15 protein-coding genes and 3 pseudogenes are annotated in these 19,412 nt (G+C 41.4%); 5 read left to right on the top strand and 13 right to left on the bottom strand.

Features of this window, described 5'->3' with window-relative positions:
• Positions 1–46 precede the first annotated feature (46 nt).
• Positions 47–880 (top strand): hypothetical protein, encoded by an 834-nt coding sequence (locus ACFIK1_RS08930; protein WP_375662619.1) that lies wholly within the window; start codon positions 47–49, stop codon positions 878–880.
• 10 nt (positions 881–890) lie between these two features.
• A complete protein-coding gene (locus ACFIK1_RS08925) occupies positions 891–2,111 on the top strand; it encodes an MFS transporter (protein ID WP_375662618.1) in 1,221 nt (406 codons plus the stop codon).
• A gap of 822 nt (positions 2,112–2,933) precedes the next feature.
• Here the strand turns inward: ACFIK1_RS08925 and ACFIK1_RS08920 are convergent.
• The 9 genes and pseudogenes from ACFIK1_RS08920 to ACFIK1_RS08880 form a co-directional block, all read right to left on the bottom strand.
• Positions 2,934–3,077 carry a hypothetical protein gene (locus ACFIK1_RS08920; protein WP_375633529.1) on the bottom strand — a complete coding sequence of 48 codons (144 nt, stop codon included), beginning with the start codon at positions 3,075–3,077 and terminating at the stop codon, positions 2,934–2,936.
• Positions 3,074–3,481 (bottom strand): annotated as a pseudogene (locus tag ACFIK1_RS08915) (hypothetical protein). The gene ACFIK1_RS08920 and the pseudogene ACFIK1_RS08915 overlap by 4 nt, the downstream one beginning before the upstream one ends.
• Positions 3,482–3,751: 270 nt before the next feature.
• Positions 3,752–3,919, bottom strand: a complete 168-nt coding sequence (locus tag ACFIK1_RS08910; protein WP_375633528.1) for a hypothetical protein — start codon at positions 3,917–3,919, stop codon at positions 3,752–3,754.
• Between the two features lie 248 nt (positions 3,920–4,167).
• A complete protein-coding gene (locus tag ACFIK1_RS08905; RefSeq protein ID WP_375633527.1) occupies positions 4,168–4,293 on the bottom strand; it encodes an NADPH-dependent FMN reductase in 126 nt (41 codons plus the stop codon).
• A 341-nt stretch (positions 4,294–4,634) separates the two neighbouring features.
• Positions 4,635–5,978 (bottom strand): MATE family efflux transporter, encoded by a 1,344-nt coding sequence (locus ACFIK1_RS08900; protein ID WP_375662617.1) that lies wholly within the window; start codon positions 5,976–5,978, stop codon positions 4,635–4,637.
• A gap of 805 nt (positions 5,979–6,783) precedes the next feature.
• A complete protein-coding gene (locus tag ACFIK1_RS08895; protein ID WP_375662616.1) occupies positions 6,784–7,692 on the bottom strand; it encodes an MFS transporter in 909 nt (302 codons plus the stop codon).
• A gap of 159 nt (positions 7,693–7,851) precedes the next feature.
• Positions 7,852–7,974, bottom strand: coding sequence for a hypothetical protein (locus ACFIK1_RS08890; RefSeq protein ID WP_375633524.1), 123 nt, complete (start codon positions 7,972–7,974; stop codon positions 7,852–7,854).
• 138 nt (positions 7,975–8,112) lie between these two features.
• A complete protein-coding gene (locus tag ACFIK1_RS08885; RefSeq protein ID WP_375662615.1) occupies positions 8,113–8,283 on the bottom strand; it encodes a hypothetical protein in 171 nt (56 codons plus the stop codon).
• Between the two features lie 65 nt (positions 8,284–8,348).
• Entirely contained in the window at positions 8,349–8,843 is a 495-nt protein-coding gene (locus ACFIK1_RS08880; RefSeq protein ID WP_375662614.1) for a hypothetical protein, read from the bottom strand.
• Between the two features lie 202 nt (positions 8,844–9,045).
• Here ACFIK1_RS08880 and ACFIK1_RS08875 point away from each other — a divergent pair, with 202 nt between their 5' ends.
• The 3 genes and pseudogenes from ACFIK1_RS08875 (at position 9,046) to ACFIK1_RS08865 (ending at position 11,431) form a co-directional block, all read left to right on the top strand.
• Positions 9,046–10,212, top strand: a complete 1,167-nt coding sequence (locus ACFIK1_RS08875; protein ID WP_375662613.1) for a tyrosine-type recombinase/integrase — start codon at positions 9,046–9,048, stop codon at positions 10,210–10,212.
• A 246-nt stretch (positions 10,213–10,458) separates the two neighbouring features.
• Positions 10,459–10,551 (top strand): annotated as a pseudogene (locus ACFIK1_RS08870) (DNA-binding protein); the annotation flags it as partial.
• A gap of 127 nt (positions 10,552–10,678) precedes the next feature.
• Positions 10,679–11,431 carry a toprim domain-containing protein gene (locus tag ACFIK1_RS08865; RefSeq protein WP_375662612.1) on the top strand — a complete coding sequence of 251 codons (753 nt, stop codon included), beginning with the start codon at positions 10,679–10,681 and terminating at the stop codon, positions 11,429–11,431.
• Positions 11,432–11,555: 124 nt separating this feature from the next.
• Here ACFIK1_RS08865 and ACFIK1_RS08860 read toward each other — a convergent pair whose 3' ends face one another.
• The 4 genes and pseudogenes from ACFIK1_RS08860 to ACFIK1_RS08845 all read right to left on the bottom strand — a co-directional run.
• Positions 11,556–11,846, bottom strand: coding sequence for a CopG family ribbon-helix-helix protein (locus ACFIK1_RS08860; protein ID WP_375612607.1), 291 nt, complete (start codon positions 11,844–11,846; stop codon positions 11,556–11,558).
• Between the two features lie 140 nt (positions 11,847–11,986).
• Positions 11,987–12,391 (bottom strand): hypothetical protein, encoded by a 405-nt coding sequence (locus tag ACFIK1_RS08855; RefSeq protein WP_015856193.1) that lies wholly within the window; start codon positions 12,389–12,391, stop codon positions 11,987–11,989.
• Entirely contained in the window at positions 12,388–13,434 is a 1,047-nt protein-coding gene (locus ACFIK1_RS08850; protein WP_375662611.1) for a hypothetical protein, read from the bottom strand. The genes ACFIK1_RS08855 and ACFIK1_RS08850 overlap by 4 nt, the downstream gene beginning before the upstream one ends.
• Before the next feature lie 68 nt (positions 13,435–13,502).
• Positions 13,503–19,412: pseudogene (locus ACFIK1_RS08845) on the bottom strand (hemagglutinin repeat-containing protein); the annotation flags it as partial.

The following is a 19,412-nucleotide window of genomic DNA, read 5'->3' as shown; positions in this document are numbered from 1 at the left end:
ATCATTGTTTAACCTCACCTCAACACGTGAACAAATCAACAATACCGTGGCTTGGTCACAAGACATAATTGGACATGTCGGTTTCAACCTACTATATGGCATGCACAGCCAGCAAACCGAAGAACTATTATACGATTTGAAGCAAGCCAGCGAGCTTCACCCTGAAACCATCAACCTCTATGCAATCAACAATCTGGCTATCACGTCGCAACTGCATAAGTCTTACGCACAAAAAGGGCTAAAACCGTCCAGCCTACAGCATCGACAGATGCTTCGATTATTTAGCGATATCGTTATGCGCAGCTGCGGCTATGCACCGTGTAATGGGCATTCCTATATCAAAATTGCCAATAACACTCCTCTAACGCTCGCTAAAACGAGTTCAGCTAATTATTTCCGCTATCACAAATATTTGCATGGTTATCATGACGATTATGTGGTTGGCTTTGGGGCGTTAGCACTGTCGATTCTCGGCTCACTCGTCACACGAGCCAATCCCAGTCGAAGCGGATACATTACCGACATACAACTTAAAGGAAAATCCAAAGTATACTACAATTGGGTATCAGCGGAGCAACAAGCCTCCAAAGCTTTGTGTATGCGGCTACCTTATAACGGCTATGCCAAAAAAGAAAGAATTGACTGGACCGCACTTCCCTCTTTCGTATACAATAACCTACAACAGCTCATAGGTGCAGGTCTCATCGCAGAAAGTGATAACAATCTCCAGCTGACTCAGCGTGGTTGGCAATGGTATTCCAACCTTATGTATTTTCTTCTACCTCAGGAAGACAGGAATATCTTGGACGACTATGTCTCAAACATGCTGAATACAACCGCCGTACTTGATGGAACAGTGGAAACCTGTGTGGCATCTTAAGGAGAACAGAATGTTCACGCTTTTTTCCAACAAGAACATACGCTATTTTTGCCTAACCGTTAGTCTTCTCGCCTTACTCAGCGGTGCTTTGCGCACTACCATCCCGCTATTAGCAAGACAATCTGGATATGGCGTAGTCGGAGTAAGTTGGGCGCAAGGTCTCTTTTCATTAGCGTGGCCAATTTTCGGCATCCTTGCAGGCGCTTTACTTGATCGCTGCGACAAAATAAAACTTGCTACCACAGCTCTCCTCATCTTCATGCTACTGCATATTGTCCTGTTCATACTACTTATGATACAGATTGCTCCAGCCGAACAAATTTTCTTCTATGCAACCATTGCTGGATTCATCGTCGTTTCTGCCGAAGCTTATATAATGACGATTCCACCACTTATCATGGAGGGAGAGCGATTGATGACCTTCTACTCTATTGTCTTGTTTTTAGATTTCGGGGTCTCCTATTTTCTTGCCCCTGTCATAACAAGCAGCATTTTAGCGCATAGCACACTGCTATTTCTCGGCCTGTTAATCGTGCTTTTTATCGCATTGATTTTTACCGCTCGCCATGCTGTTCCGACATCGCCAACACCTGATAAAGAAAACATCACTTTCCGTTATATCATTGCCGGCTTTCGTTTCATTTTTTCAAATCGGCATCTTACCTCCCTTACATTACTCACATTCTTTCTATCGGTGGTATTTGGAGCATTCCTAACCTCATTCATCTTCTTCGTTACCGACAGTCGGTATCTGGGCCTACATAGCAGCCAATATGGCGTGATGTTTGCAGCCTACGCGCTTGGAACAATGGCAGGAGCCCTATTTGCGCCGCGTATACGCTATGCACCGGTGCGCCTAGCTGTTCTCACTGACGGTTTAGGAACGGTTGTCTTGCTGCTGATTCCAGCCTTTTCAAAAAGTGCTGTCGTCGTATGGGGCGTCACCTTTATTGCTGGCGTTGGAGCAAGCTTATGGTTTATTGGTGTTACCGCCTTCAGGCAGCGCCTCACACCAAAGCAACTTCTCGGGCGAGCTAATTCTGCTTTTCGGGTGATAGGCTATGCTGGAACGCCGGTCGGAAGCTTTTTGGTCGGCGTCCTTGGTTCTTTTATATCATTGCAGTTTGCTGCCACCTTTATCGCTGGACTACTATTGGTAGCTATCGCGATAACGCTTCCATTTCTTTGGCAGGCTGATCATATAGACACCCCCAACCCTGCCACGAGGTAACAGCTGCTTTTAAAAAAAGACACGGTCGAAAAAGGCACACATACCCTATTACGCAATCAATTGATCTATTCTTTGGACGAGAAAATTATCACCATAATGGCTGATAGAGCCAGCGGCGCTATAGAAGCAGCCAAACAAACGCTAAAGACAAAACAGCCCCTTTACGTTGCATTGGGCGATGATCCAACGCCTATATGAAGGATGCAGAGAGCTTATAGCGTACGAAGTGCAATTCTTAACTAAAAACTCCGCCCTAGCAATGCCTACTTATACTCCAGTTAATCCGTCACCCACTGGACATCAAATGCCTCACCCCTTCTGCTCCTCAAAATACATTTTGCTTCACTTACGCGCCGTATTCTTCCTTTGTAATTAAAAGAGCAGCCCTCCTTTCCTAGTTTAGGATCTTTGCCTACACAACGCAGCAACAGATGCGACCATATATGCAATCACGCCTTAGGGCCTGCATAGTAGAAAGCTTAGTTCGAGAGATTCATAAAGCCTATATCCCAATAAATTTGCCGCCCAATCCATCTTTTAAAAGGGCAGTTTTATATAAACCGTTAGAGCAAGCTATGAAATCCTTAGGTGTATTAGAAATAATTGGCGGTTTTTACCTCAGACCAATGTTGATTGACTTTTACTCGTGCATATACGCAAGCGGTGCTACTCTTTTCTTAGATAGAAAGGACATAATCGTTACCATCTGACCTATTATTGTTTGAAAATAAAAAAAGTATCAGTGCGACTGATGATATTGAAGAGCTATCTCATTATGTGGCTGTACTTAATTACGGCATTATTACGGCATTGGGAAGCTAGTCACGCAATCACCCGTTTCTGCGCGCCTTCTGCATGATATTCATAAGATTTTATTACGCGATAAACGCGGTACGTCCAAAAGCCTTGGCGAATTTCGCAAAGCACAAAATTAGCTTGGTGGTACGCAACTAAAGACAGCGTCATTCGTGCCGCCCACTCCTACCACAGCCCCCCACTCTCTCTACCACCACCCCCCGCTTAGAATCGCGCCAACTCATCACCAGTGCCTCGTTAAACACCACACCAGTCTCAAGGGCGGTAAAATGCGCCTTGCCGCATTTAATCTTCAGCATTTCTTTAAGGCGCAAATCAAACTCGCTATTCGTTCCTTTTGTTTCCAGTACAAAATAAAGCTTTTGCGCGCCATCTCACTCTAAAAAAACCGCCCAATCAGGCGTATAAGAACCAATGGGAGTGGCTATTTTTAAATTTCTTGGCAGTTTAAAAAACAATCTTACATCAGAGTCATTATCAAGATTTTGCGCAAACTCTTTCTCAATACGGCTCTCACAAATCACATGATCATAAACACTTTTCTCATTGACCACCGCCGGCCATATGATCGCCTTTTCCGACCTAATTTACAGATGTGGGATCAATCTTATTATGATGCGCACATCCAGAGATTATTTTATCCTCTGCATTAGAACCAAAAACATGAACAATACGCAAGCAGCTTCGGTAAGAAGACCAACCGCTCAATCTCAACCTACACGAAAATGCATGTGCAGGCGAATGCCCCCCATAATATGCAATATTTCAAGCCCGTCTATAGTGGTATCCCTTTTTAAAATTGTGCCTATGGCTTATAATAATCTTCAAAATATACATTTAGCCCTTGTCTGAAATAACTCAATTTTGGATTGATGAGAACGAAAACGCGCTGCGATAATCACGTTGTTCAGCCCTAATAACCGGCACAAGGGAGCCAATATTCCTGTACCACCAACGACTAAATAACGGTATTTCCTATCAATTTTGATCATATCCTCCACCCTTATTATTTTAAAATTTGTACATTTTATCAGCAAGATGTGCGCAGCAAACCCGTACATTTGCGCTGCTAAGTCTCCATGTACGGACTGCATTCTCAGACACAAAATCATCTTTAGCTGAAGCAACTTGATATTGCAGTGCCTGTCCATAAAGCATATGCACAATTAGTACCAAATATACACATGGCAGTGCGCATTTTTGGTTGTATTGTCATGAGAGAAAAGACCAAAAGCTTTATCTAAAAAGCATCATAATCTAAATTATCAAGAGCATTTTTCAATCCCCCTGAATAAGACCCGTGATAAACAGGGCTTGCAAGAATAACATCATCAGCGTCTGCGATTGTTTTGACAAATGTATACACTTTAGCATCGCAATGGTAATAACTTATAAAAACAACAACTTTTTTAAATGCCTCCTCAACGGCGTATGAATATAAGCACGTTTTTTCTCGTCATTTTTTAAGGTATTAAACTCTTCCAATCTACCGAGCTTACTCTTAAATTGAAGCCGAATGATTTTAATAAATCCATATTATTTTAAAATTCAATAAAGAATATTAAGACTACAATCAAAGGCACTTCTTTTCAATATTAAGCAAGTTTTGTAAGCTATATTGTTATCTCTATAGAAGCAAAACAGCCTCTATGGACGGTGAATAGCTATGCCTTCACAGCTAGTGCTTTACAAGCGCTTTTATAACACTCACTCTGCCCCAAACATAGGATTGCATTTTATTAAATAACCCACGCGCATATAATTAAAGATAGAAACGATTAAGCTTGCACCAATCATGCCAAGCCAATAGCCAATAAAGTCATATTCAAAAAAATGCGCCATTAGCGCTCCCCCCAATAGGCCTAACCCCCAATAACTTATTGCTACAACAATTGTTGACCAAAACGTATCAAACAAACCCACAAGTATGCCATTGAGCATAGCTCCTAAAGTGCCAAAAGCAAAAGACAATAAGATGAACGGAAGCAACTCCCAAGAGAAAACAACAACGCGTTCTGAAGAAATATTAAAGATGGTTGTAAGGATGAATCCATAAGAGAGATAAACAATCCCTGATAAAAACAAGACATAAGCTACAGCAAAAACTGTGACACTCATACGCAATTGTTTTAGAGCCATATTATTCCTATCTGCTCTATACCACGCTGCTATTGTCGCGGCTGCGCTGGAAATCCCCAAAGCCACCACAGAAATAAGCATATCGAGACGCATCCCTATCGTATGCGCGGCCAAAGATTCAACCCCATAAGCCGTAATCATAAATGCAATGACCGAAGGAAAGCCCTCCGCAATAAGAATACGTATACCAATGGGTAGCCCTACTCGCAGCAATTTTATTATTCGTGAAATCTCTAACTTTGGTCTCAAATAATTAAAGCGAAAAGAATGAAAAGCAGAATTGCGGGACAAAATTATTGCTGCTGCAATAACAATTAAAATACGGATCAAACTGCTCGCAATTCCTGCACCAAAGACACCTAATCCGCTTGCAGAACCTATACCAAAAATAAGCAGCCAAGAGATAAGAAAATTCACAAGGATAGCCGCAAGCATAACCCAGGTTAAGGGCTTTGGATTACCAATTGCTGACAGTAATCCCCGGCTATTTACATAAAGATAAAAAAACACCACCCCTATAGCAGCGCCACGATTATATTCTTGCGCTATAGTAGCAATTGCCTCATCTTGTCCGAGAAGACACAAAATATTCCTCGTGTTGAGTAAAATGATCGCACTCATCATTCCAATCAAAAGGGAAAGCCATATTCCTTGATCAAACCATGCCTTTAATGCATATCTATCTTGTCTGCGAAAGCTTTCCGCAAGTTTTGGTGCAACCGCGGTAATAATACCTAGCCCAAGCAACATAACAAAACTAAATATACTCAGAGCTAACATTGTACCACTCAAGGCTTGCACGCCTAAATGCGCTACAAGCGCTGCATCTGTGAAGGAAATTATCATCTGAGAGATAAACCCTATAGCCAGTGGCATACCAAGAGATAGCAATTGCTTCATCACAACAAACATTGTGAAATACCCTTCCATATTGAAAGGTGTATTAAGATCGGATCTTTTAAACAAAACACATTGATTTTTTCCGTAAAGCCTTTCCATCGCAAGTCTTGCCTAAAGGATGCATAATGAGAACGCATTACGGTAAGAGGAGATGCCCAGTTCTTAAAAAAGAAGCGCAATGCGCCTTTATTGGTTTTTTGGACTTTATGCCATGCGTTTTTTTGTACAATATTATGCCCCCAAGCAACTACAGTCATTGATAAAAGATCCTCAGCGAGCCGTTTGTTCGTCTTGTATATCCATTTTTAGTATTTTTAATCAAACTTTTTGGTACTGCAAGTAATACACCTGTGCTAACCTTTGCTTATTCGCTGCTTACATACGTAAAAAAACAAAGCCGACCAAGTTGTCAAAAAACACAGGCATTAGCATTTTTACAATCCATTGTGCCTATACACCGATTAAAACAGCTATTAATTTCGACTAAATCCATATAAGATGACCCACACACTATTTTTTCCTGTGTCTTTATGTAAGTCATAGGCAAGTCCCTATTCAACTGTATCTTCACTCTCAAACCTCCTCGTCTTTATTAACTTTTTATCAGTATAAAGCCAAGCCAAATTAAGCGGGATAATTAAACATATACAAACCAAGGCGAAACAAAAAGCTGCTTCTATACAAACATTGTTTGCCAACCAACCAATCAGCACAAGCGCTAAAATACCAAAAATACGTGCAAGAAAACTAACAATGGATAAAACCGTATTTGCATTCTTTTGTTGAATATGTTTAAAAAATTCTGCTTCAAACTGCGTTACGGGGACAGAAAAAAACTGTGAAATACGGTGAATAAAATAATGGGGGCCCAACTGTTTGCAACGAGAAGCAGAGCAAGCATAACAACAGCACTCAGGACTAGTGAATACAAAGTTATCGCCATAGGAGCGTATTTTTGCATAAAATATTTAATTACAAAGCGATTAAATAAGTATTTTACGAGAGTATAAGACACAAAGCACAGGCCAAGAATAAGAATTTTAGTCTTTCCTGTTGCATTGTCTAATACTCCTGTTTGTCCCAAAATAAAAGGTTGCCAAAAATGAAATACTGGCTGCAATGCAGCAACAATAAAACCACATATCAATATATAATATAACCCGATCTTTGAGGTAACTAAATAAGCAAAAGCTTCTGTTGCATGCAACAAAGAACCTGAGTCTATTGGCTGACTATCCGAAACGGATGCAATAGCTATCCCCGTCACCCGACTAAACAAGAATACAAGCACGAGAAACCCGAAAGAACAAAAATAATATGCTGACTGATAATTATCCATACACAAAACAATAAGAACACCTAGCGCACCAGCAACCATATTCATGAATGCCGCTAGTTCCCGTTTATAGGCGTTTACTTGGTGGTAGATCAAATTACCCTTGTAACCACCGCCGTCGATTAAGCCTTTAATCCATGTGCTATCAGCGCCAGAACATAAAGCAAAGCCTAAAGCATAAATAATTTCTGCCGGAATTAAGACAAAAAGATTAGGCGCGTAGATACATAAAAAGAAAAAGAGCGAAAAAAAGAAACATGATAAGATAACATTTTTTTTAACGCCAATTTTATCTCCTAAAATCCCACAAGGCACTTCAAAAATACAAATAGCTGCGCTAAACACAATTTGTAATAAAGCTAACTGTGTTATACTAACGCCCATAGACAAGAAAAAAAGCATGGAAAGAATCTGTAATCAGCCGAACCCCCACTCATTGCCGCACAGCCATAGAGCAACTTTTTAACTTCATAATCTATCGTCATTAATATATCCAAAAGCTATAAAGCTGGCGTTTTTTCTGCCGCCAGCTTTATATATTTTAAAATCTCAATTCAGAAGGGCACATCGAGCAGCCATTTTCTGCTCACTTACTCGGGCTTTGAGCGTAGCAACATCAACACGCTTAATTTTAATTTTTTTCAGTGGATTATACATATTTTTAGTTTTCATAACTTTACCCCCCGTATTAAATGAAAACAATTAAATTTAACATGAATTGTACATTATAGCTACCTTTTGTCAATTTATTATCTTGATATAAAAAGCTTTGCTCTCCCCCTCACCCACGTTAAGTATTTCATGCACCAATCATTCTGCAACAACCACCGCAGCACTTGGAAACTCATGCGCCCCTTCGGGCAAAGTACGCTTATATTCACCCCAATTTATCACCGGCTGGTCGTTAAACGCAACGCTCGTTTGCAGTGCAGCAAAATGCGCTTTACCGCATTTAATCTTCAGTAATTCTTTAAGGCGCAAATCAAACTCGCTATTCGTTCCTTTTGTTTCCAGTACAAAATAAAGCTTTTGCGCGCCATCTCACTCTAAAAAACCGCCCAATCAGGCGTATAAGAACCAATGGGAGTGGCTATTTTTAAATTTCTTGGCAGTTTAAAAAACAATCTTACATCAGAGTCATTATCGAGATTTTGCGCAAACTCTTTCTCCACACTGCTTTCATAAACCACATGATCATACACACTCTTCTCACTCACAACAGCTGTACGCTCTAAATTTGCCACAAGCTCTTCACTGGTAAAAAGCTCTTGCACACTATATTCTTGCCCGACCAGCTTTAAATATTTAATGCCATCAATTGTAAGATTAACATAGGTTTTATTGAGTATTTCTTCTATGCACTCTAAAAAAGCTTGTGGAGTTTTCACAAACTCATGCTCACGACCACTCTTTGTCAAAATACCAATAATTGTCTTTGCGGTTAATTTCAGCTTTAAGGTCAAATAATGTACAATGTTCGGCAGTGCACAAAAACTATAATCAAGCGCACTCTGCTTTAATAACTGCTCTTCATAGGTCACACCAGCACTATCCAGTTCTATCTCTACAAGGCATTGATTTATAATGATAATCTATCGTTATTCATATTGAATGAGAGTCCCGAATAACGTAAGATTCTCTCATTTCAAAGCTGTTTATGTTGCATCAATTAAAATCACTCATTTGCATATAACAAGTGGGATGAGTGTGTGGACTCAAATTTGTATAAGAAAGGATTAAAAAATGGCTCTTATGAACCGTCTTAATGCAAGATCTGTCGCAACATTGGGAGTTGGCAAATATAATGATGGTGCCGGCTTGCTTCTTCATAAGCGTAAAGATGGAGGTGCTCAATGGATTTTACGGTATACCCTTCACGGGCGCCGCCGTGAAATGGGCTTGGGAGCGTTGCGAGATGTCTCTTTAAAAAAAGCCCGTGAATTAGCAAACCAATGGCGTTCTGTTTTGCATGAGGGACGTGATCCCATTAAAGAACGTGAGAAACAAAAGCGTGAGGCAATAAGCAATCTCCATTATTTAAAAGATATTGCTTTAGATGCTTTTGAAAGTCGTAAAGCTGAATTAAAAGGAGATGGTAAAGATGGGCGTTGGTTTTCGCCTTTACGTCTTTATATTCTCCCTAAATTAGGATGCTTGCCCGTTTCAGAGATTACACAAACCGAGATACGCAATGTTCTTGCTCCCATTTGGCATACAAAAGCTGCAACAGCAGAGAAAGCATTGATACGTCTCAAACTTTGTCTTAAACATGCGGCTGCTTTAGGTTTGGATGTTGATTTACAAGCAGCAGAAAAAGCACGCGCGCTCTTAGGGAAACAACGTCATAAAACGCAAAATAGACCAGCTATGGATTGGAAAGAAGTGCCGGCTTTTTATCAGTCACTCTGTAAAACACAAAACATAACACGACTGGCTTTGCGTCTGCTTATCCTCACAGGGGTTCGTACTAATTCCTTGCGTCATATTCGTGAAGATCAAATTGATGGCGATATATGGACAATTCCTGCTGAAAATATGAAAGGAAAGCGTGATACAACAACAGAGTTTCGCGTGCCTTTATCATCAGAAGCAATGAAAGTAATTGAACAAGCCCGCTGTATCTCTAAAAGTGATTTCATTCTGTCTTTTTCTGGTCGTGCTCCCATTGCTGAAAATCGTATGGCTCAATATATGAGAGATAATAAACTTGATGCCTGCCCGCATGGATTTCGCTCTAGTTTACGCGATTGGCTTGCTGAAACAACCGATGCCCCCTATGAGGTCGCTGAAACTATTTTAGCTCATACGGTCGGCGGTAAAGTAGAACGTGCCTATCGTCGTACTGACTATTTAGAACAGCGCCGCGTTTATATGGATAAATGGGCGGCTTATGTCACAGGTCAAACCTAAAATATGGGGTGCATAACCCCATTATCTGTGAATAACTTTATCTCTCTTCTCTCTCATTCGCTCTCAATTAGACTCATAATTTATCACATGAGAATTTATATAATAAAATATTGTTTTCTATAAATAAAACATCTTTCTAAATGAACAAAAATGTGGTTAATAAATGATTATGATTTGTTTTTGTTTTTATAGTGAAAGGATTTTAATATGACAGAAAATGATATTCTTTTAACAGACCGTGAAAGNTTAAAATTTGGTTTTTTATCGCGTTGGTTACAATCAGATCTTTTGAATGTCATCGAGCAAGCAAAACAGCAACGTTATAACGACGCGGCATAAAAAAAACCTTATCACGTAAGGACGGACAAGGCTTTCTCAAACTCATCAACCTGGAGCTTTATTTGGTGTAAATTCAAGGCTTTCTCTGCTGAAGCAAGACTTAAGGTTTGCATTCAAGTTGTTCTGAATGTTTTTTACAATAAGANATTGTTATGCTGGCTGCTCTTTTAGAGAGATCATACAAGCGCTTATTAGAATTGGATTGCTTGGAAAACAAGCTTATGATCATACGCTCTCTTTCTCCAAACAGTTTTGTGCTGATCTCAAACAAGCAAAAAGGAAAGCAGAGAGAGCAAAAGCAATTTGGCAACAAAGCCAACCAATTAAAAATACTTTAGCAGAAACCTATTTACGTATGCGGGGTATTACATGTGATTTGCCTACTGATTTACGCTTTTACGACAAATTTCCACACCCCTCTGGGGGTACACTGCCCGCGTTGATTGCTCTTGTTAAGGGGGATGGTTCCTTTGCCATTCATAGAACCTTTTTACAAGCCAATGGCTGCAAAACAGATCAAAAACCAGCCAAAGCCATGTTGGGTTCTGTCACGGGTGGCGCTGTGCATTTAAGCCAAGGTAATCCAAAACATCTAGTCATTTGTGAGGGCATTGAAACCGGTCTGGCTCTTTTGTCTGGGTTGTTACCAGAGCCCGTTGATTTATGGGCGTCCCTTTCAACCCATAGCATGAGGCATGTGAATTTACCTCCTACAAAAGCCCGTCTCACCATTGCAATGGATGGCGATGATGCGGGGCGTAAAGCAGGTTCTAACCTCGCTGCGCGTGCCTATAGACAAGGCTTTGAGGTCTTTATGATGCAAGCCCCCTACGGTCTAGATTTCAATGATTTTTTGATACTGAAAGGTATAAATAAATGAGAGAGAATAAAAACAATATTGTAGATACCAACAATCAAAATGTTTGCAGCAGAAGGATTATCTTGTGATATGTATTCACGGATCTTTTTGCGGTCAACGTGTGCTACTTGTGTCCAAATTAGCTTCATAAAGTTGATCTATCGAGTTTACTTTGTGTTTTTAGGCGCCATTCCTTTGCTTCTGCTTCGATTTCTTCAGAAGATATTATATCACCTGCATTAGCAGAGTTTATCCCTAATTGAACTTGTTCCCGAAACCATAAATCGTATGCACTTTTTTCTTTTTGTTCTTTTACGATATCGCGCATATAATCGCGCAATAATTGTGCACCAGATCTATCACACGCCTTTGCTGCTTTGGAAAATTCATTTTTTAATACATCATCGACGCGAAAGGTAAATGTTGTCTCAGCCATTTTACGACCACTTAATGTGTTACAAAGTAGTTCTAATGTAATGTATTTTTACTGTTTCTTCAATANTTGCTTGAGGAAACAATCCCGCACAGGCATGTAAAAACGTGAGTGTGGGGATTGTCGGTCATCACAAACAAAACTTAAGGTTGGCATTCATCCGCATTTTTATACCTTTTACAAAACGGGCTGTTTAAGCGCTTTTCGACATTTCGTTGCGGGATGACAGCACCAAGCTGACAAATGGGAAGGTCTTTATAATTATAGCACCAATACGGACCACCGTATCTATCACGAAATCCTGCTTGGACCATACAAGCATCAATGGATGCCATTTGATTTAAACTGAGGTTTCTATTTTCTGAATCAGGATCGATAAGACTCGGCATTCCACATTCTAATAAGGCTTTTCCTATCTCAGTAAAATCTGCTCCCGCCTTCAACCACCCATGTACTTCCCCTGGAGGAGGTTTGTCAATATTTGATATGTCACATCCAGAGACACTTAACAGAACTATTCCACTTAATAATTTAAACAGTGTATTCATTTTTTTCTCCATAAATAACCTAAACCTAAATTATCTAAAATTGCATAAGGTGCATAAATTTTTGCATTATGATGTATTCCATAATTATCTTGACATTTTTTCCCCGCATTACCATAACACTTATGGGTACTAGGGTTATGCCCGATGAACGCTCCCCCTTGCTCTATCATTGGAGTTGCTGGTGGAAATATTGCATAAGGGAACCTCAAGGGTACCTTATAAGCAGTAGGTGGATTGTGACCAAATCCTGTACCTATGGGATCGAATATATGGTTTTGTAAGTAAATATGATCTTTTTTACCATCACTCACATAATAGAGTGCATTCGCTATTGATTGAGAGTTATCAGCTGGTCCAAAAAGATAGATATCTGTTTTTTCTGCTATACCGTGAATGCCACGCTGTTCAAAGTCACGCATTCCATTGCCCACTGTCAAACTACCACGGCTATGCGCACTAACAATCGCCCCTGTATTGCCATAACGATAGATAAAATCTTGTAACTTCTTGGTCGAATTACTCCATCTCCCAAAATATTCATAAATCGCTACTCCGATCTCTACGAGCCTGTCTTTAGCTTGTGGGTGGTATGTAAAATAAAGGGGTTCATGTTCATTATCAGCTAAGTGGACAGCATTACCGGCTGCTTCATCTGGTGTGTTAAAAATACCATTATAGAACATACGCCTGTTGCCATCAGAGCCAGCTTGTAAATGCTGCTCATCTTCAGCATTTAAAAAGTGATACAGCGTAATATATTCTCCATCGCTGTCTTTTATAGGTTTTCCATTTTCATCGGTTAAATAGAGGACATTGCCATTTTCATCATGCAAAATCTCACCTACTGGATGTTCTTTAACATTTGCGACTTCGCGCACTTTGTCCCAGTATCCCAATCCTTCATCCGATAAATCATTGATCATATCTAGGCGATTATGCACTGCTCCCTCAAGCGGTGCGACATCTAGCTGTCCTACAGCTTGGTGGGCTGCTGCGGTGTTGCGGTTGAGAGAGCCAATGATTTGTCCAGCATCTTGCCCCATCGCCCTCTGTCCAGTTGTATCAGTAAGGATGATAGTCCCATCGCTGATAGCAGATTTGGTTTCCCCTTCTACTCCATCATGCGCTTTTTAGAGGCTTCAGCATTACGCTTTTTAGAGGCTACATCATTGTGCTTTTTAGGGGCTTCAGCATTACGCTTTTTAGGAGCTTCAGCATTACGCTTTTTAGGGGCTTCAGCATTGCGCTTTTTAGGGGCTTCAGCATTACGCTTTTTAGAGGCTTCATCATTGCGCTTTTTAGAGGCTTCATCATTGCGCTTTTTAGAGGCTTCATCATTGCGCTTTTTAGAGGCTTCATCATTGCGCTTTTTAGAGGCTTCATCATTGCGCTTTTTAGAGGCTTCATCATTGCGCTTTTTAGAGGCTTCATCATTGCGCTTTTTAGAGGCTTCATCATTGCGCTTTTTAGAGGCTTCATCATTGCGCTTTTTAGAGGCTTCATCATTGCGCTTTTTAGAGGCTTCAGCATTACGCTTTTTAGGAGCTTCAGCATTACGCTTTTTAGGGGCTTCAGCATTGCGCTTTTTAGGGGCTTCAGCATTACGCTTTTTAGGGGCTTCAGCATTACGCTTTTTAGGGGCTTCAGCATTACGCTTTTTAGGGGCTTCAGCATTGCGCTTTTTAGGGGCTACAGCATTGCGCTTTTTAGGGGCTTCAGCATTACGCTTTTTAGGGGCTTCAGCATTGCGCTTTTTAGGGGCTACAGCATTGCGCTTTTTAGGGGCTTCAGCATTACGCTTTTTAGGGGCTTCAGCATTGCGCTTTTTAGGGGCTACATCATTGCGCTTTTTAGGGGCTACATCATTGTGCTTTTTAGGGGCTTCAGCATTACGCTTTTTAGAGGCTTCAGCATTGCGCTTTTTAGGGGCTACATCATTGCGCTTTTTAGAGGCTTCTTCACTATATTTTTTATAGGCTTTATCACTGTATTTAAATCCTTCTTCCAGCAATTCTGTTGCCATTTTACGGTCTTCACCAGCTGTTTGTTCCAGCTTAGTGACATCTATTTGTGATACACCCTTATGAGCTTCAGCGGTATTACGGTTAAGGGAAGCTATGGTTTGATCAACGCCTTGCCCTGTTAATGCCTTCTGCCCTGCTTCATCAGTAATGACGATAGTGCCATTGCTGATAGCGGATTTGGTATATCCTTCCCTTGAATCCTGTTGTTCTGCATGATCTAAAACATTTTTGGCAATGTTTTTAGCGATGTCGTATTCGCCCATTGCACCACCCGCTGCAATGCTAATCCCATCACTGCTGGCTTTGGCACTCGCACTGTTGGTAATATCACTGGTGCTGATGCTTCCTGTGGTCAGGCTGTTTTTTTCTGCCAAGGCTGTGCTTTCAATAATACCTCCAGTCAGCGTTGTTTTATCTTTAACGGTGATCTCAAAGCCGTCATCACGGGCTTTAATGCCTGATTGTTCCACAACACTGTGATAATCGCTGGAGGATTGATCATTTTGGAAAGAGACGTTTATTGATGCACCATCAGGCTTTCCATTGCCTTTAACCCCGACAGAAACAGAGTTTTTTTTGCTGGAACTTTGTCCCGTATCACTGCGGCTGACAACGGTAAAATCACCTCCTACTTCCATTTTTACACGCTCTCCAGAAACCACGGCGCCTGCCAATGTGGTGTTTGCCCCACTCGTGGTATGAACAGTACCTGTGCCAACAATATGGCTGTTCTTTTGTTGAACCTGTTCACTGGAACCTTCCCCTTGACTAAAAGCAGCACTGCCTGTTACCCCTGCGCCACCAGTACCATAACTGGCTCCAATATTCATTGAAGCGCTTTGGTTATGGTTTTGTGTGCTTTTCTTGTTTTGCGCACTTTCAAAGGTAATATGCTGTCCTGCTTCCAAGTTGATATTCCCGCTCTGCGGATCATTTGCATAAACAGGATTGGTGCCAGCGATAATATCAGCTCCAACACCATGGATGCTGCCTTTGTGGGCTTTCATATTGACAGAACGCCCAGCTTCTATGCTATTGGTTACAGCAGTAGATGTCTGAGAAGACTTCTCTTCCTTTTCAGTCTTAAAGCCTACGGTAACACTGGTAGAAATATCCACCATCTTGAGAAGGGAATCTTTTGTTGATCCGCTCTTTATCCCATTATAGAGATCTTTGCCTTTGTTATAGAGATCTTTGCCTTTTAGACCAAGAATGATGCCATTGCCGATTTTGTGTTTTGTATCCCCATGACCAAAACGTTTTCCTGCATCCTTTATATCTTGTATGGTACTAAGAATGCCAACATTGACAGAACCTGTAACACCAGCAAAGAAATTTTCATGGTTTTTTTGTGTCTTAGAGATATCTTGGCTTTCCGAAAGCGTGATATTATTACCGGCATCAATGTTCACATCACGATTTGCCGAAACAATAGCTGCTTGCATATTTACATCATTGTCAGCAGTAATCTGCACATCTCGGCGTGCCGTGATGTGTGATTGTGCGGAAGTGGTTTCCCATTGATCGCCCGTATCTTTGACGCTTGCAACCCCAACACCCAAAGAAACACTACTGCTGCTCTTTCCAAACTGAATGCCAAAACCTGAACGCTTTTCTTCAGAATTTGACTTATGGCTATTATGACCCACAAGCACATTGACATCACGAGCTGCCGAAAGGTTAATATTCTCACCTGCAAAATCAGAGCCCACTATGCTCACATCTTTTTTCTTGGCAATGATGTTGATAGTGCCATACGCATTGAGAGAAGAGCCTTGATGTTCAAAACTCTCTTCATTTTGCACCTTTTCCTCACTCCCATATATCGACACAAAGTCCTCACCTGAGCCCGCGCCAAAACCAGATGCATGTTCTTCTGAGTGGCTGCTATGGTGATCTTGCATGCCATCAATCGTCACATTTTCTGCTGTCACATTGATGTTTTGACCTGAAAGCAGATGAGAAGCAGTAATTGTGGACTCTTTTTCTGCTTGCAAATCAATGTTGCCCGTTGCCTCAAGAACAGAGGAAACTGTTGTGGTGTGCGATTCAGATTTATCGGAAGATTTCTCATGCAAAAAGCTACTTGATGACGATTGGTATTGCTGATCGTAGTGTTCTTGAGCGCCTTTTATGAGAATATTCCCACCAGAGTGAATAGAAATATCTGCTTTTGCTTGATCTGGTGTTTCCTCTTCTTTTCCAGCAAAAAGCATCGATCCAATGATTTTTGTATCGTTGCCAGATTCAAAGGCCATCCCTTCACCCCCTGTTATACTTGAGCCCACAACTTGAGTAGCCTCAACATTATTATGGACTCTCTCACTAAATATTCCATCCTCTTTGTGATCGGATATCTCATAATGTAAGCTATCTTCTGCATTGTTGATCAGGATATCGTTACTGGCTTTCAGCCCCACCTTGCCCTTGGCATCTATATCGGAAGCCGCCATATGGATATCTTTTCCAGAGAGAACAGTGGTATCTTTTCCAGAACTTAAATGAGAGCCATTGTGCAAGGCAACATGAGATGTTTCACTCCCATTCTGATTGTCCATGCTGTTGCGTGTGGCATCAATCGAAACATTCCTCTCAGCTTGCAAGAGGAGTTTATCCGTTGCTTGAACATCAGAGCCTAGAATATTCAAATCTTTTCCAGAGGCAAGTGTCGTCGAGCCTCCAGAGTTGACTTCTGATTTATGATGCATGGTGGCATCACCGTGTTCATCATGGTAATGGGTTTCTGCTGAACCGATCGTCAAGTTACCTTCTTCTGTAGCCATGGCAAGATCACCTCCGGTAGTGATCCCCACCCCTGAGGCTGTGATATCTTGTTTGGCAATCACCGTTGCATTACCACCAGCAGAAAGCGCCTCGGTGTTTAATACGGTCTCCACGCCGTCAACCGTTGTGCGCCCTGCATCCAAACGAATATTCTTCTCCGCAAGGATAACAGCATCACCACCCGCCGCAAAATGCCCCCCTTGACTAAAGATATCCCCGCCATGCACATGCAATTGGTGGTTTGCCGCAATCCGCCCTGAATTGGTTATTGTGGAATTGCTTGTATTTTGGCTGGTGATATTGATATCATCGCCCATGATAAAGCCCCAGCAGAAACAAAGGAGGCTCTGTCTTTTTCATGGATATAAAGCACCGGTGCATAAACATCCATGCCCTTGACCTGTTGGCGCACATAAATCACCATCGGGGCTTCTAGGGATGCTAATTGTTCTTCACTCAAAGCCTCACCAAAAGGGAGATTGTGTGCTTTTGCATAGTCTGCCCCAACATCCAGCAAAGTTTTGACTTGTTCAATGGCATCACTTCCAGGAATAAAGGAACCTTTGCCCAACCCTTGACCAACCAGATCACGCATTTGTTTCTCAATCAGCTGCTTTTCGAAATAAGCATCGCCTAAGAAAAAAATCTCTCTGTCAGGATTGTAGCCAATTCTGTTCAAATAATAGGCTGAGCCATAAAACTTGCCAACATCAAGGAATTCTGCCCGCGTTTCATAAATAAAATTTTGATTGGGCAGTGTGCCCCCAACCCCACCCGATTGGGGCTTTGGTAAAGGGAGCCCCTCAGAAAGTTCCCCTGCATTATTGAGATCCACTTTTGGTGTAAAGAGAGCGCCAGCCCCGGTTAAACCACTTAAGGACTCCAGTGGATTGCCTTCAACGGTTTTTGCTTCAAAATGCGCATCCCCTGTAATGGAACCTTCCGCTGCCGTGTTATTGAGTTGATCGACCACCAGATTTAAAGTGCCACCCGCTTGGACAAGACCAGGAACACTCTCCAAAGCTTCTGAGCGGATATGACGAAATTTGCCATCGGCTATATCTAAAGAAACATCGCGGCTTCCATCAGCTTTATAGCCATAACAACTGTCTGTATTAGCCTGACAACCCATATAGGTGTTTTTATAAGTTGTTGCACCCAAATTGGTGAGCACATTGGCGTGGATATAGGCATTTCCCCCTGCTTCTATAAAACTATAATGGTTGTCAATGTTATCGGCGTTAATGATGAGATTGCCGTGAGATTGTATCATCCCCTGAATGGTGGGCTTATGCGAAAACCCCTGCGTGACAGTTTCTTCTGTCATATGTGACTGATTATTCCATTGATACCGTCTTATATTACTTTTTGTTTTATCATATTTCCAAGTAAATGCCCTATAAAATGCTCCATCTTCCAAAGTTGCTTTACCGTACGTTCCTCCTTTGTTAGCCCACAGCTCTTTATCAAATACAAATACTTCTTTATAAATTATATTTCCAGGATGTGGCGAAGATTGTTCTTCCTTAACGTGCCCTTTTCCCCAAAGGTTGGGACCATCTTGATATAACATCCCATCACTGAGTTGATCAGAACCCTTTGGTCTTTGGAAAGAAATATCGCTATATTCCGTTTTTTCCGTGATGACAGGCGTGCTATCAGCTTCGTTTTTCAGGGTGTTGGTTTGGATATTTAAGTTTCCACCAGCTTGAATCAAGCCTGCTTTATTGACAAGCGAAAGGCTTTTTCCGCTGCCAGCCGCATTGGTGAAACCCAAATCACCCTCTGCCATTATGGTGCCAAAATCATTCAACAAAGCCCCATCAACTTGTAAAGCACCATTGCCCTTCACATAAATTAAGCCCGTTTTGTTGTTGGTCACATTGCCCGTCACGCTAAAGACTAAATCCTGCCCCGATGCCAATTGACCACTATTGTGAATCTCCCCTGTTTTGATCACGAAATCTCGTGCTGCTAAAACAGACGTTGTCTCATCAACCATAACGCTTGGAGCAATAAAGAGAATATCTCCAGTCCCACCGCCATCTCTTACGGCTTGTAGCCGCGCATTGTGAATATCAAGAGCATTGGTGCTTTGAAAGTCTAAACCGCCATAAGTCAATTTACTGTCCGAGACATCAATATGATCTGCAATTAAATACAGCGTTTGCGGCGTGTAAATATGAGAACGATTATTGCTTAAATCGAGAGTG

Source organism: Bartonella sp. OC16QHHD, assembly GCF_042194035.1.
GTDB lineage: Bacteria > Pseudomonadota > Alphaproteobacteria > Rhizobiales > Rhizobiaceae > Bartonella.
This window is presented reverse-complemented; position numbering and strand designations above follow the sequence as displayed.

Bases quoted from the DNA above. Each gene is read 5' to 3' on its own strand.
- ACFIK1_RS08875 (WP_375662613.1), top strand. From the start codon at position 9,046: ATGGCTCTTATGAACCGTCTTAATGCAAGATCTGTCGCAACATTGGGA.
- ACFIK1_RS08860 (WP_375612607.1), bottom strand. From the start codon at position 11,846: ATGGCTGAGACAACATTTACCTTTCGCGTCGATGATGTATTAAAAAAT.
- ACFIK1_RS08900 (WP_375662617.1), bottom strand. From the start codon at position 5,978: ATGTTTGTTGTGATGAAGCAATTGCTATCTCTTGGTATGCCACTGGCT.
- ACFIK1_RS08925 (WP_375662618.1), top strand. From the start codon at position 891: ATGTTCACGCTTTTTTCCAACAAGAACATACGCTATTTTTGCCTAACC.
- ACFIK1_RS08910 (WP_375633528.1), bottom strand. From the start codon at position 3,919: ATGATCAAAATTGATAGGAAATACCGTTATTTAGTCGTTGGTGGTACA.
- ACFIK1_RS08850 (WP_375662611.1), bottom strand. From the start codon at position 13,434: ATGGGGCAAGATGCTGGACAAATCATTGGCTCTCTCAACCGCAACACC.
- ACFIK1_RS08920 (WP_375633529.1), bottom strand. From the start codon at position 3,077: ATGACGCTGTCTTTAGTTGCGTACCACCAAGCTAATTTTGTGCTTTGC.
- ACFIK1_RS08890 (WP_375633524.1), bottom strand. From the start codon at position 7,974: ATGAAAACTAAAAATATGTATAATCCACTGAAAAAAATTAAAATTAAG.
- ACFIK1_RS08855 (WP_015856193.1), bottom strand. From the start codon at position 12,391: ATGAATACACTGTTTAAATTATTAAGTGGAATAGTTCTGTTAAGTGTC.